A 13,362-nucleotide genomic window follows, 5' to 3' on the forward strand; every position below is an offset into this window, starting at 1 on the left:
ATGACCGTGCGGATCGGCACTTCCGGGTGGTCCTACGACCACTGGACGGATGTGCTCTACCCGGCCGGCCTGCCATCCGCCCGACGGTTAAGGCGATATGCCGAGGTTTTTGACACCGTCGAACTGAACGCGAGCTTCTACCGCTGGCCAAAGGACTCCACGTTCGCCGGCTGGCGTGATCAGTTGCCGGCCGGATTCACCATGTCGGTCAAGGCGCATCGGGGCCTCACCCACTACCGCAGGCTGGCATCGCCTGAACCCTGGATCGAGCGGTTCGAACGCTGCTGGCAGGCCCTCGGTGACCGGCACGGGGTGCTGCTGGCGCAGCTGCATCCCGACCAGGCACGTGACGACACCCGGCTCGACTCGTTCTTGAGCCTGGTGCCGCCCTCCATCCGCATCGCGGTCGAGTTACGGCATCCGTCCTGGAACGATCCCGCGGTGTTCGCGCTGCTGGAGCGGCACCGCGCCGCTTACGTGGTGATGAGCGGCGCCAGGCTGGCGTGTATCCCCTGCGCCACCACTGACCTGGTCTATATCCGGATGCACGGGCCCGGTCAGGACACCATGTACAGCGGGTCCTACTCCCACGACGAGCTGCGCGCGTGGGCCGATCGTATCGCCGAGTGGACCAGCGAGGCCCGCGACGTATGGATGTACTTCAACAACGATCTGGGTGGGCACGCCGTGCGTAATGCGTTGTCATTGACCGAGATGCTGAGTCGAAAGTAAGGAGCGATCATGACCGGCTCGAGGACATTCATCATCGTCGGCGGAGGGCTGGCTGCGGCGAAGGCGGTGGAAGCTCTGCGCCAGAAGGGCTTTGACGGGCGGATCGTGGTGTTCGCCGAGGAAGAATACCTGCCCTACGAGCGTCCGCCGCTGTCGAAGGATTTCCTGTCCGGTAAGAAGTCGCTGGCCGACTTCACCGTGCAGAACTCGGACTGGTACCGGGCGCACCATGTTGACCTGAGGCTCAACACACAGGTGGAATCGCTGGACGTCGCCGCGCACGCCATCGGCTTCGACGACGGCGCGACGCTGGTCTACGACAAGCTCTTGCTGGCAACCGGTTCGGCTGCGCGTCGGCCTGCGATCGCCGGCGCTGATGCCGCCGGAGTGCACTACCTGCGCAGCTACCCCGACGCCGTCGCTCTCAATTCCGTCCTGGCCCAGAGTTCTTCCCTCGCGGTGGTGGGTGCCGGCTGGATCGGCCTGGAGGTTGCGGCCAGCGCACGACAGCGCGACCTCACCGTCACCGTCGTGGAATCCGCGAAGCAACCGCTGTTGACCGCACTCGGCGAAACCGTCGGGGCCCTGTTCGCCGACCTGCACCGCGACCACGGCGTGGATCTGCGATTGGAAGCCCAGGTGGACAGCATCACTGTCGAGGACGGTCACGCCACCGGCCTGACCCTGGCCGACGGCTCGGCCGTCACCGCCGACGCGGTGCTTGTCGCGGTAGGCGCCCAGCCCAACGTCGAACTGGCCGAACGGGCCGGGCTCGCGATGGCCGACGGCGGCGTGCAGGTCGACGCCTCCCTGCGCACCAGCGATGCCGACATCTTCGCCGTGGGCGACATCGCGGCCGCGCAGCATCCGCTGTTCGGCACCCCGGATCCGCACCGAGCATTGGGCCAACGCACTCAAGCAACCCGCTGTTGCCGTGGCCGGAATGCTTGGCCGCCCAGGCGAATACGACGAACTGCCGTATTTCTTCACCGACCAGTACGACCTGGGCATGGAGTATGTCGGGCATGCATCCGGCTCCGAGCGGGTGGTCTTCCGCGGGGACGTCCCCGGCCGGGAGTTCGTCGCCCTCTGGCTCGACGACGACGACCGGGTGTTGGCCGGGATGAACGTCAACGTCTGGGATGTGCTCGACGACGTGAAGGCTCTGATCCGCTCCCGGGAACCCGTCGACACCGAGCGGCTGGCCGATCCGGACGCACCGCTGGCCTGAATCTCAGTCCGACGGGTGCCAGGTCTGGTCGATGATGTCGGGTGGGTGCTGGGCCTGCAGGCGGTCCCGCTCTGCGCGCCGGCGCTTGATTCGCAGCCGGGCGTCGACGGGCATGGTGACCAGCTCATCGCACAGCAAGTAGTACACATCGTCGGCGGTGTCGATCAGATCCGCCGACACGCTGCGAGTCCCCAGCTCTCGCAGTGTCATTCGCAGTTCGTGAGTGAAGCGGATGGTGGTGTCGTGCGCCAGCTCCCGGGAGCCGCGGGCACTGGCGGCCAGCCGCTGGGCCAACGACTTTGGTGCCGAGGGGATTTCGGGTTTGTTCGCGGTCTCGGCTGCAATTTTCAGCAGTAACCCGGGATCGTCGCCGAACGCCGGGCTGGCCAGCTCGGCTTCCCCGCGGCCGCGGTGTCCCACGGTGGCGACAGCGGCATCCAGAGCGGCAGCGGCGGCCGGAGACAGGGCCCTGATGCTGCCGACGTTGCCGTCGGCGGCCAGGGCGCACAACGTCGGGTCAGCACGCAGCAGCGCGGCCAGGGCCGCGGTTTGTTCGGCAATACGCTCGCTTTCCATGATCACGCCGACGCCGGAGATGCCGGATCCCGCGCGGGTGTGCTCCAGGGTCGCCGCCGTGATCCCGGAATCGATCACCCACAGGGCGGTCAGAATCCAGCCTTGGTGAATGCGGTCCCGCAGCAGACGGATCCGCACTTGCAAGGCGGAATCGGGCAGAGTGGCCAGGTCGCCGGCGTCGAGATGCTCCTGCGTCGCGGCGGAAAGGTAGGCCTGGGTGTCGGCGCGCAGGTGGCGGAGCAACGCCAGCGAGCGCGCTGTCACGACCGCCTTCGCAACCGAACCACGCGGACCGGCGGGTTGCGGCGGCCCGAACGGCAGCAGTTCGGTGGCCGGCGGCTCGGAACCGAGGGTGCGCCGTGCGACGGCGTGCTCGGTCCAGCCGGGCAATTGTGCAGCGGCGACGATGTTGGCCGATACCCCCACGTAGGGCCGGTGGCCGAAGACCGCGATCGCTCTGCTGTCCCACTCCTGGGCCACCACGTCACCCAGTGCCAGCACTCGCCCCATCGCCCGGCCCGCCGCACGCAGCCCGCTGCACTGGACATCCAGCGTGATGGGGGTCAACGGCCCCGGCAACGCGTCGGCGAGGCTGGCGGTACTGAAGACCGGAAACCGGGGATCGACGCGATCGTCGAACTCCCCCTCGAGCCCGTCGGGGGCCACGCTGCGCAGTGAATCGTTGAGCGGGCGGGGCGCGGGTTCCACCGGCATTGGAAACTGGCGCGACCCGATGGTCGCACCGCGGGGATCGAGCCTGCGGCCGGCGAGGCCGCGGCCGGTGTCGACCACCGCGTCCACGGCGAGCCAGCCATACTCGAAACTCCAGACTTCCCGTGCCGCGCTGATGTCGACGTCGGGAAACAGGTTGTCCCAGCCGCGTACGCCGTGCAGGCGCAACCGCGGGTCGACGGATCGCAGCACCCGCCAGGCGGTGATCAGGTTGGTGGTGTCCGGCGTGGCGAGGTCGACGGCACCGGAACGGTCGTTGGATACGGCGCCGACCAGGAATCGAAGCAGGTCCTCGACGTGCAGCACCCGGATGGGTCGGGCGGAGACTTTGGTGCGCATCACCGCGGCTACGGTGCGGCAGGTCATCCAGTCGAGCTGGCGGCCGAGCAGTGGTGCGATTCGGATGACCAGACTCGGTGCCCAACCGGTGGCGACCAGCGTTTCCGCCGGACGGTACAGCTCGGGGCGTCCAGCGGCCTGAGACACGAACAGCAACCGGGCCCCCGCACGCGCCGCGGCGTTCGCCACGTGCGCAACGCCGGTGATGCCCGCTCCGCCCGGGGCGCTGGTATCCAGCGGTGCCAAGTGGATCACGGCGTCGGCGGCGGCGGCCAGCTGCAGCAGTATCGGGTCGTGCAGAGGCGCACAGACGAAGTCGACTGCCGGATCGAGGCAGTCATGCGAGTAGGCGGCGATACCGCTGACCGTGTGTCCGGCAGCGATCAGCTGGCGCGCGACCAGCCGTCCGACGGTACCTGCGGCGTCGGTCACCAGCACGTGCACGTGGCATCACCTCCCCGGGTATGCAAACGACAATAAACACGCCAACCTGACTTGGGCATTTTTGAGTCTGTACCGTGACCCGCCCGCTTACTGGAGGTTCGCGGTTCCGTCAGCGGCGACGGCAACCTTGGCCCCGGCGATATCGTCGCGCACCGTGGCGGCGGCGGCATCCGGATCGGTGATCACCGCCAGCACGCGGGCTGCGTCTGGCGTGCGGACGGCCAGGAACGCTTTTTCCGGCTGTCCGTCCCGATCGAACGGCGTCGTCCAGGCCTCGACAATCCCCGTGCCTTCCCACTCGATGAGACCGACGGTGGTGGGTTCCCGATCCACCGCCGGTTGTACGTCCTCCCAGCGAAATTCGCCCGCTCCGGGTTCGGTGCTGTACACGCCGAAGCTGTGTTTGGTCAGGTAGCCGCCGTTCGCGGTGATCAACCCCCGCCGCCCCGGGTTGGCGGTGAGCAGTTCGGCCATCCTGGCGATGGAATGGGTGACGTAGTTGCTCCACGGTCCGCCGGCGAAGGTCAGGCCGCCGGTGACGGTCAGTGGGCGGACGGGATCATCGGTGGCCAGGCCCAATTCGGCGGCCGCGACCTGGACGGCCGAGGGAAAGCACGAGTACAGGTCTACGTAATCAACGTCGTCGATACCCACACCGGCCAGCTCCAGCACCCTGCGCCCGCCGATCCGGATGGCCGGCGAGCGGTGCAAGGCTCCGCGCTCGACGATCGCCGATGTGTCATGGGCATCGGTACCGGCCTGGGGGTACACCCAGCGTTCGGCGGGGACCTGCAGCTTCCTCGCCTGCTCGACCGACGTCAGGATGAGCGCGGCGCCTTGGTCGACCATGTTGTTGGAGTTCATCAGCTTGGTGTACGGCCAGCTGACCATCCGGTTTCGCGGGCCTGGCTGCCGGATCTCCTCGGCGGTGTGGCGCCGGCGGATCCAAGCATGCGGATTGTCGGCCGCAACCGCGCTGAACCGCGCCCACAGCTCGCTGACCCGCTTGCTGTGTTCGGCGACCGATTCCCCGTTGGCAATGCGCAATGACTGTTCGACCAGCGGGTAGACGTAGGCGGGCCGGTCCAGCTTGATCCGGATCTCGGCGTCTCCGGCCATCGGCACGTCGTCGCCGGCGATCTCGGGCATGGGAACCGAGTTGTCCTGCTCGGTCCACACCAGCCGGCGGCCCTGCTTCTTCAGTGCGTTGCGGGTGCGCCAGGTTTCGGCGGCCGAGATCAGCACGACCCCGGCGCGGCCCTGCTGGATGTCCAGACAGGCCTGGTTCACCAGCGACTGCGGAGTGTTGCCGCCGACGCGGCTGTAGCCTGCGGTGAATTTGGCCAGGCCCAGGCGTTCGCCGAGCAACTGGCCGGGGTTGCGGTAGTGGGCCGAGAGCATGTGCACCGCACGAACGGCGTCGACGGCCTCGATGACCTGCGGGTCCGCAGCGTGGCGGGTCGCGGCGACCATCAGGTCGACCGGCTCGATGGACGGCTGGTCGGGGTCTGGGTCGTCGCGGTGGTTGACCTGGCCGTAGCCGATCAGCACCGGTGTCCTGGGGTCCACGGGCATGGATTGAACCTATCGCGACGGCGCCGGGCATGCGTCGCCGCCCGAGCGTGAAGCTGGCTTCACGTTCGCCCGCGAGCGTAAAGCCAGCTTCACGCTCGGCTGGCAAGGGGTCAGGCCGGTCCCGTCCGGTAGATCGACTTCAGCGTGCGGTACGCCTCCAGCCCTTCCGGGCCCAGCTCGCGGCCCATTCCGCTGGCCTTGACCCCGCCGAAGGGAGCGCCCATGTCCAGGGCGTAGTCGTTAACCCCGATGGTCCCGGTGCGCACCGCGCGCGCGACGGTCGTCGCCCGCTCGACGTCGGTGGACCACACGGTCCCGGCCAGGCCGAACTCGGTGTCGTTGGCCAGCGCGATCGCCTCGTCGTCGCTTGCGTAGGAGCTGATGGTCAGCACGGGTCCGAAGATCTCCTCACGGGCCAGCCGGTCGGAGTTGTCGACGTCGGCGAACACGGTCGGCGCCACGAACCAGCCGCGCTGCAGTTCCCTGGGGACAGATCCACCGGCGACCAGCCTTGCGCCGCTGTTCTTGCCGACGTCGATGTAGTCCAGTACCCGGTCCCGTTGCCGCGAGCTGACCAGCGGGCCGATCTCGGTACCGGGGTCCAGCGGATTGCCGACCCTCAGGCTCTCGGCCAGTGCTGCGACCGCGTCGACGATCTCGTCATAGCGGGACTTCGGCGCCAGGATCCGTGAGCTGAGATGGCAGGTCTGACCGTTGTTGACGAACGAGGCGTTGCGCAGTCCGCGCATCGTGGAGTCCAGGTCGGCGTCGTCAAGGATGATCGCGGCCGATTTGCCGCCCAGTTCCAGGGTCACCGGCCGCATCAGGCGCCCGCATGCCTCGGCGACCAGGCGTCCGGTGGCCGTTGAGCCGGTGAACGCGACCTTGTCGACGCCGGGGTGCGACACCAGGCATGCGCCGACGGCTGGACCGCCCGACACCACGTTCAGCACGCCGGGCGGCAGCCCGGCCTCCACGGCGGCCTCAGCGAAAACCAATGCGTCCAAAGCGGTTTCGGGTGAAGCCTTGAGCACCACGGTGCAGCCCGCGGCCAGGGCGGGCGCCACCTTCATCGCGGCCAGCGCTTGTGGGTAGTTCCACGGCACAATCGCGCCGACCACCCCGACGGCCTCACGGCGCACGATCGTATGTCCCGTCACGCTCGGCCGGACCTCCTCGACCGGAACCTCGGTGGCCAACTGCGCGTAATAGCGCAGGAGCAGCGGCGGAAACGCACCGTTGGCGCCGCGCGAGAGCCTGATGGGCATGCCGTTCTCCCGCGTCACCAGTTCACTGGTGGGCATGGCGCGCGTCTTGAGCGCGTCGGCCATCGCGATCAGAATGCCGGCGCGATGCTCTGGTGAGCTTTCGCGCCAATCCGGCAGGGCCCGGCGCGCGGCGGCCACGGCGGTGTCGATGTCGGATCGGCTGACGACGGCGCCGTCACCGAGAGGTTCACCGGTCGCGGCTTCCACCACGGGTTCGGCGTACTCGGCGCTGTGAAACCGGCCATCTACGAAAAACTGTGCGGGCGAATATGTCACGAGCGTGCCTCCAGTTCGTCCGGTGCCTCCGGTGCGAACAGTACGCCGTGGTGAATCAACCGCTCGACTTTCTGCGCCCCCATGCCAAGCAACTGCACGCAGACCTCGCGGGTATCTTGACCGGCCGCCGGCGCCGGACGTTGCGGGGCGGGCGGTATGTGGCGGAACGGCGCCGGCCCGGTTTCGGCGGGCAGTGCCCGCGCGATGAGTGGATGTGTCATGTCGCTGAACAGGTTTCGGTGTAGCAGTTGCGGGTCCTCGAGAAGGTCGGGCGGCCGGTTCATCGGGCCGGCGGCCACACCGGCTTGTTGCAGCACCTGGGCGGCCTGCACCGGTGTGCGGGCACCCGTCCACCGCTTGAGCGCCGCCACCAGCTCGGCGCGATCATGGTGATTCTCACTCAAAAGCTCTGCCACACAACGCCATTCATCGTCAGATCCGACGGAGACGACGCACCATTCGTCATCGCCGGCGCACGGGCAGACGACGTGCACGCTGGGGTCGGTCCGGACTTCCGCCACGTCCGCCGCCAGCGCGGCCTCGGTGACGAACAATGTGTCGAGTTGGTTGACGACGACTTCGGCCTGGGAAATATGCACATGGGCGCCCTGGCCGTGGCGATCGCGACGAATCAGCGCGGCCAGCGCCAGGATGGCGGCGACGCGGCCCACGACATGGTCGGGGAAGATCGTGGTCGCGTCGTAGAACGCGTGCCGCGCGCCGTCGGCGCAGGCGTCGTCGGACGTCCACACACTGGTGGCACCCGTCGTCGCGCGCACCAGCGGACCGTAGCCCAGCCGGGCGCTCCACGGACCCGAGTTTCCGAACGCGCTGCTGCCCGCGAGCACGATTCGCGGATTCAGCGCGCGCAGCGTGTCGTAGTCGAACCCCAGGGAGGAGAGGGTCCCGGGCTTGAAGTTCGCGAAGACCGCGTCGGCGTCGGCGACCAGGCGGCTGAAAATCTCCCGGCCTTCGGGGCTGCGCAGATTGATGCCCAGTGCGCGGTGATTGCGGTGGGTCCAGGCGAACGATTCGCTCATGGCGTCGCCGGCGCGGGCCTGCCGCAGACCGTCCGGGTAGTCGGCGCTTTCGATCTTGATCACGTCGGCGCCGAGGTCGCCGAACAGGCGGGCCAGTTCGCCGCCGGCGACGATGATGCCGAGATCCAGGATCCGCATCCCCTGCAGCGGATAGCTCCCGACGTCATTCGATGGTGGTGGCACCGGTGCGGGATCGGCCAGCCAGCGGGTTTCGTCCTGTCCGACGGCAGGCGCCGGTGTCCGGAAGCCGCTGCGCTCACCGTCGACGACGAAGTAGCCGGTAGGGACCTGCGCGTGCACGCCGGGCAGCAATTCGGCGTCGGTAATTGCTCCCACTTCGCGGAAATGCTCGGACGCCAGGATGCGCGCCGGGGTGAGCACCGCGGAGATGGGCACCCCGTGTGCCTGACCGGCGGCCACCAACTCCTTCATCGTCTTTCCGGCGAACAGCGCCTCGACCAGCATGCCGATCTGCGGCCATGCCGCGAACCGTGCGCCGATCGTTTCGTACTTGGGGTCCCGGAAGTCCTCCGGCTCCCCCAGCCAGCGATGCAGCCCGCGCCACTGCCGTGGCGCCATCACGCACAGCCGGACATAACCGTCCTGGCACGGATAAATTGGATAGGCGTCCTGATTCTTTGGCCGACCTCGCCAGCGGGTGCCGCCGCGGATGCCGGCCGCAGCCTGACCGTGCGCCCCGAACGCCGGATCCAGCGCCATGACCACCGCATCGAATCGGGAAAAGTCGATGTAATCGCCTGTGCCGCAACGCAACCGATTGTAGTAAGCGGCCAGTGCCGCCCACGTGGCCTGCACCGCCGCCGTTGCCGAAGCGATCCCGGTCGGCGGCAGCACCGGGGTGCCGACGGTGGGACCGGTACGCGACAGCGATCCCGACATGGCATACAGCACCGCATCGGTGGCGCGCCAGCATGACCGCGGACCAGCCGCACCGAAATCACTGATCGCCAGCACCACCAGATGTGGATGCCGAGCCGCCAAGTCGGGTCCGGACGTGTCGTAGGAGGCGGCCTGGCCGGAGTCGACGAGGATGTCCGCCGCCGCGGCCAGTTCGTGCAGCCGCCGGCGGTCGTCCTCGCTGCGCGGGTCCAGCACCGTGCTGCGTTTGTTGGCGTTGTGCACGGCGAAGGGGATGCTCGCCCCGGCCAGGGTCGGTGGCGTTGTGCGGGCCGGACTGCCGCCGGGGGGCTCCACCTTGAGAACGTCTGCCCCCAGATCGGCCAGCAGGCGGGTGACCGTGTCGGCGTCACCTACCGACAAGTCAACGACCCGGACCGCATCCAGCAGCATCTCCGGCATGGCATCACCGTAGCCAACGCTGCCCGCTACAGCGCGCGCCGATACCGCATCTCCGCCACCGGCCGGTTGCCGTATCTCCTGCTGCGCTGCGCACCGTCGGGGTGCCAGCCGTCGCGCTCGTAGAACCGGCGCGCCCTGCCGTTTTCCCGCAGCACCCACAGCGCCGCGCCGGTGCAGCCGCGGGCCCGCATGCGTTCCCGGGCAGCACTGATCAGCAAACGGCCGATGCCGGTGTTGACATGGCGCGGGTCCACGTAGATCGCCATCAATTCGCCGAGATCGGTAAGGTCATCGTCGCGGGACAGACCCGCGCTGGCAAAGCCGCACACGGCGGCGTCCCGAACGGCGACGAGGGTGGACGGCACCCGCAGGCCGACTCGGCCGAAGTCGTACCTGGACACCCACGCTTGCGGCGTGAGGCCGTCGAGGTAGTCGTGATCGATCAGGCCGCGGTAGGCCGACCGCCAGGATCGCACATGCACACCCGCCACCTGGTAGGCGTCGGCCGGGACGGCGTCGCGCACCTCCGTCATCGTTGCAGTATCCAGCGGCCTAACGTGTCTTGCATGACAGACTCGGGATCGGTCGGATTGAAGGTTCGCGACAAAGTTGTGGTGATCACCGGCGGCGCGCGGGGCATCGGTTTGGCGACGGCGACCGCGCTGCACCGGCTCGGTGCCAAGGTCGCCATCGGCGATATCGACGAGGCGACGGTCAAGGAGTCGGGTGCCGACCTCGGTCTCGAGGTGTACGGCAAACTCGATGTCACCGACGCCGCCTCATACTCGGATTTTCTGGATCAGGTCGAACGTCAGCTCGGACCGATCGACGTGCTGGTCAACAATGCCGGCATCATGCCGGTGGGCCGGATCATCGACGAGCCCGACGCCGTCACTCGGCGCATCCTCGACATCAACGTCTACGGCGTGATCCTGGGCAGCAAGCTGGCGGCCCAGCGCATGGTTCCGCGCGGGCAGGGCCATGTCATCAACATCGCCTCCCTCGCCGGGGAAATGCACATCGTCGGACTGGCCACCTACGTCGCCAGCAAGCACGCGGTGCTTGGTTTCACCGACTCGGCCAGGCTGGAGTACCGCTCGGCGGGCGTGCATTTCTCGTCGGTGCTGCCCACGTTCGTCAATACCGAGCTCGTGGCGGGTACCTCCGGGATGAAGGGCTTCCGCAACGCCGAGCCTGCCGAGATCGCGCAAGCGATTGTCGCGCTTGTAGCCCAGCCCAAGCCGCGGGTGCGGATCACCAAGATCGCCGGGGCCATGGTCACCTCGCAGAAGTTTTGGCCGCGCCGCGCCGCCGAGGCGCTGAACCGGTTGATCGGCGGCGACCACGTCTTCACCGACCAGATCGACGTCGAAAAGCGCCGCGCCTACGAGGCCAGGGCCCGCGGCGAGGAATGAGCTCGTAAGACGGAGTTCATTTGAGGCCCCGACAATTGGGTAGATGAGCTCCATGAAACTCTCCAGCGACGAGTTAGCGCTTATCCATGCTTACTGGCGGGCCGCCAATTATCTTTCGGTCGGTCAGATCTATCTGCTGGACAATCCCCTGGTCGCCGAACCCCTGGCTGCAGAACACGTCAAACCCCGGCTGCTCGGCCACTGGGGCACCACGCCGGGGCTCAACCTCGTCTATGCCCACCTCAACCGGGTTATCCGCAACCGGGACGCCAACGTCATTTACGTCACCGGCCCCGGGCATGGCGGGCCCGGTCTGGTAGCCAACGCCTACCTCGAAGGCACCTACAGCGAGGTGTACACGGCAATCGGCGAAGATACGGATGGACTGCGAAAGCTGTTCCGGCAGTTCTCTTTTCCCGGCGGCATCCCCAGTCATGTCGCCGCGCAGACGCCGGGATCCATCCACGAAGGCGGCGAACTCGGGTATGCGCTGGTGCACGCCTACGGTGCCGCGTTCGACAATCCCGATCTGGTGGTGGCCTGCGTAGTCGGCGACGGCGAGGCGGAGACCGGGCCACTGGCCACCAGCTGGCATTCGAACAAGTTCCTCAATCCTGCGGTCGACGGCGCGGTGTTGCCGATCCTGCACCTGAACGGCTACAAGATCGCCAACCCGACGGTGTTGGCGCGCATCCCGGAAGCCGAGCTGGAATCGCTGATGCGCGGCTACGGCTACCGGCCGATCACGGTGGCCGGTGACGACCCGGCCAGCGTGCACCAGCAACTGGCCGCCGCGATGGACGACGCATTCGACGACATCATGGCGATACAGCGGGCAGCCCGCTCCGGCTTGTTGAGCGAACGGCCGGTGTGGCCGATGATCGTGCTGCGCACACCGAAAGGCTGGACCGGACCCAAGGCGGTCGACGGTCGTCAAGTCGAGGGAACCTGGCGCTCGCACCAGGTCCCGCTGGCCGCCACGCACGAGAACCCCGAGCACCGCGCGCAGCTCGAAGAATGGTTGCGCAGTTACCGTCCCGAGGAGCTGTTCGACAGCGACGGCAGGTTGCGAGCTGAGCTGAAAGCTCTTGCACCGCAAGGTGATCGGCGTATGAGCGCCAACCCGCACGCGAACGGCGGCGTGTTGCTGCACGACCTGGACCTGCCCGATTTTCGGGACTATGCGGTGGCGGTCGAGCGCCCGGCGGCTGCGACACACGAGGCCACCCGGGTGCTGGGCACGTTCCTGCGTGACGTCATCGAGCGCAACCCTGACCGGTTTCGGTTGATGGGGCCTGACGAGACCGCCTCCAACCGACTCGATGCGGTGTTCGCGTCGACCGACCGGGTGTGGATGTCGGAAATCGAGCCTGACGACGACAACCTCGCTCCCGACGGGCGTGTGATGGAGGTGCTGTCCGAGCACCTGTGCCAGGGCTGGCTGGAGGGTTATCTGCTGACCGGCAGGCATGGCCTGTTCAACTGCTACGAGGCGTTCGTACACATCGTCGACTCGATGCTCAATCAGCATGCGAAGTGGCTCGCCACCACGCTGGAGTTGCCGTGGCGGCGGCCGATCGCGTCCTTGAACTACCTGCTCAGTTCTCATGTGTGGCGCCAGGACCACAACGGCGCGTCGCACCAGGACCCGGGGTTCATCGACCTGGTAGCCAACAAGCGGGCCGAGCTGACACGGGTGTACCTGCCACCCGACGGCAACACTTTGCTGTCCGTGGCAGACCACTGCCTGCGCAGTCGCAACTACATCAACGTCATCGTCGCGGGTAAGCAGCCCGCGTTGTCCTACCTGCCGATGGAGGAAGCCATCCTGCACTGCACCCGGGGGTTGGGCATCTGGCCGTGGGCCAGCACCTCGGCCGGTGAGCCCGACGTGGTGCTGGGTTGCGCCGGCGACATTCCGACGCTGGAAATCCTTGCGGCGGCCGACATCCTGCGGCGGGAGCTGCCGGACCTGGCCGTGCGGGTGGTCAACGTTGTCGACCTGATGCGTCTGCAGCCGGACTCAGAACATCCACACGGATTGCCCGACAACGAATACGACGCGTTGTTCACCAGGGACAAGCCGGTCATCTTCGCCTACCACGGCTATCCCTGGCTGATTCATCGCCTGACGTACCGGCGCGCCGGGCACCACCACATGCATGTTCGCGGCTTCAAGGAACGCGGTACCACCACAACGCCTTTCGACATGGTCATGCTCAACGACCTGGACCGCTTCCACCTCGTGATGGACGTGATCGATCGCGTGGACGGTCTGGCCAGCAGTGCGGCCGGCCTGCGCCAGCGGATGGTCGATGCGCGCCTGTCCGCCCGCAGTTACACGCGCGAGCATGGTGAAGACGACCCGCAGATCTCCGGTTGGACCTGGCCGTCGCAGTGATTCGGTGACCCAC

Annotated in this window: 8 protein-coding genes and 1 pseudogene; 4 read left to right on the forward strand and 5 right to left on the reverse strand. The window is 67.6% G+C overall.

What is annotated here, in order from left to right:
- Nucleotides 1-732, forward strand: a complete 732-nt coding sequence (locus ACX9NE_RS20915; RefSeq protein ID WP_459364075.1) for a DUF72 domain-containing protein — start codon at nucleotides 1-3, stop codon at nucleotides 730-732.
- A 9-nt stretch (nucleotides 733-741) separates the two neighbouring features.
- Nucleotides 742-1,963: pseudogene (locus tag ACX9NE_RS20920) on the forward strand (NAD(P)/FAD-dependent oxidoreductase).
- Between the two features lie 3 nt (nucleotides 1,964-1,966).
- Here ACX9NE_RS20920 and ACX9NE_RS20925 read toward each other — a convergent pair.
- From ACX9NE_RS20925 to ACX9NE_RS20945, 5 genes are all read right to left on the reverse strand, one after another.
- The gene (locus ACX9NE_RS20925) at nucleotides 1,967-4,054 is read right to left on the reverse strand and encodes a Rossmann-fold NAD(P)-binding domain-containing protein (RefSeq protein WP_459364076.1); all 2,088 of its coding nucleotides are present in this window, start codon (nucleotides 4,052-4,054) and stop codon (nucleotides 1,967-1,969) included.
- 87 nt (nucleotides 4,055-4,141) lie between these two features.
- Complete coding sequence (locus ACX9NE_RS20930; RefSeq protein ID WP_459364077.1) at nucleotides 4,142-5,629, reverse strand: acetyl-CoA acetyltransferase; 1,488 nt, start codon at nucleotides 5,627-5,629, stop codon at nucleotides 4,142-4,144.
- Nucleotides 5,630-5,739: 110 nt separating this feature from the next.
- Nucleotides 5,740-7,173, reverse strand: a complete 1,434-nt coding sequence (locus ACX9NE_RS20935) for an aldehyde dehydrogenase (protein WP_459364078.1) — start codon at nucleotides 7,171-7,173, stop codon at nucleotides 5,740-5,742.
- A complete protein-coding gene (locus tag ACX9NE_RS20940; RefSeq protein WP_459364079.1) occupies nucleotides 7,170-9,533 on the reverse strand; it encodes a CoA transferase in 2,364 nt (787 codons plus the stop codon). The genes ACX9NE_RS20935 and ACX9NE_RS20940 overlap by 4 nt, the downstream gene beginning before the upstream one ends.
- A 26-nt stretch (nucleotides 9,534-9,559) precedes the next feature.
- The gene (locus tag ACX9NE_RS20945) at nucleotides 9,560-10,066 is read right to left on the reverse strand and encodes a GNAT family N-acetyltransferase (RefSeq protein ID WP_459364080.1); all 507 of its coding nucleotides are present in this window, start codon (nucleotides 10,064-10,066) and stop codon (nucleotides 9,560-9,562) included.
- Nucleotides 10,067-10,099: 33 nt separating this feature from the next.
- On the opposite strand from ACX9NE_RS20945, the gene ACX9NE_RS20950 reads away from it, so the two are divergent.
- Both ACX9NE_RS20950 and ACX9NE_RS20955 read left to right on the forward strand, forming a co-directional pair.
- The gene (locus tag ACX9NE_RS20950; protein WP_459364081.1) at nucleotides 10,100-10,948 is read left to right on the forward strand and encodes an SDR family oxidoreductase; all 849 of its coding nucleotides are present in this window, start codon (nucleotides 10,100-10,102) and stop codon (nucleotides 10,946-10,948) included.
- Nucleotides 10,949-10,991: 43 nt separating this feature from the next.
- Complete coding sequence (locus tag ACX9NE_RS20955; RefSeq protein ID WP_459364082.1) at nucleotides 10,992-13,349, forward strand: phosphoketolase family protein; 2,358 nt, start codon at nucleotides 10,992-10,994, stop codon at nucleotides 13,347-13,349.
- Nucleotides 13,350-13,362: the final 13 nt, after the last annotated feature.

It is taken from the genome of Mycobacterium sp. ML4, assembly GCF_054515735.1.

Excerpts from the sequence above, each read along its gene's own strand:
- ACX9NE_RS20915 (WP_459364075.1), top strand. The coding sequence starts at position 1 with ATGACCGTGCGGATCGGCACTTCCGGGTGGTCCTACGACCACTGGACG.
- ACX9NE_RS20950 (WP_459364081.1), top strand. The coding sequence starts at position 10,100 with ATGACAGACTCGGGATCGGTCGGATTGAAGGTTCGCGACAAAGTTGTG.
- ACX9NE_RS20955 (WP_459364082.1), top strand. The coding sequence starts at position 10,992 with ATGAGCTCCATGAAACTCTCCAGCGACGAGTTAGCGCTTATCCATGCT.
- ACX9NE_RS20945 (WP_459364080.1), bottom strand. The coding sequence starts at position 10,066 with ATGACGGAGGTGCGCGACGCCGTCCCGGCCGACGCCTACCAGGTGGCG.
- ACX9NE_RS20930 (WP_459364077.1), bottom strand. The coding sequence starts at position 5,629 with ATGCCCGTGGACCCCAGGACACCGGTGCTGATCGGCTACGGCCAGGTC.
- ACX9NE_RS20940 (WP_459364079.1), bottom strand. The coding sequence starts at position 9,533 with ATGCCGGAGATGCTGCTGGATGCGGTCCGGGTCGTTGACTTGTCGGTA.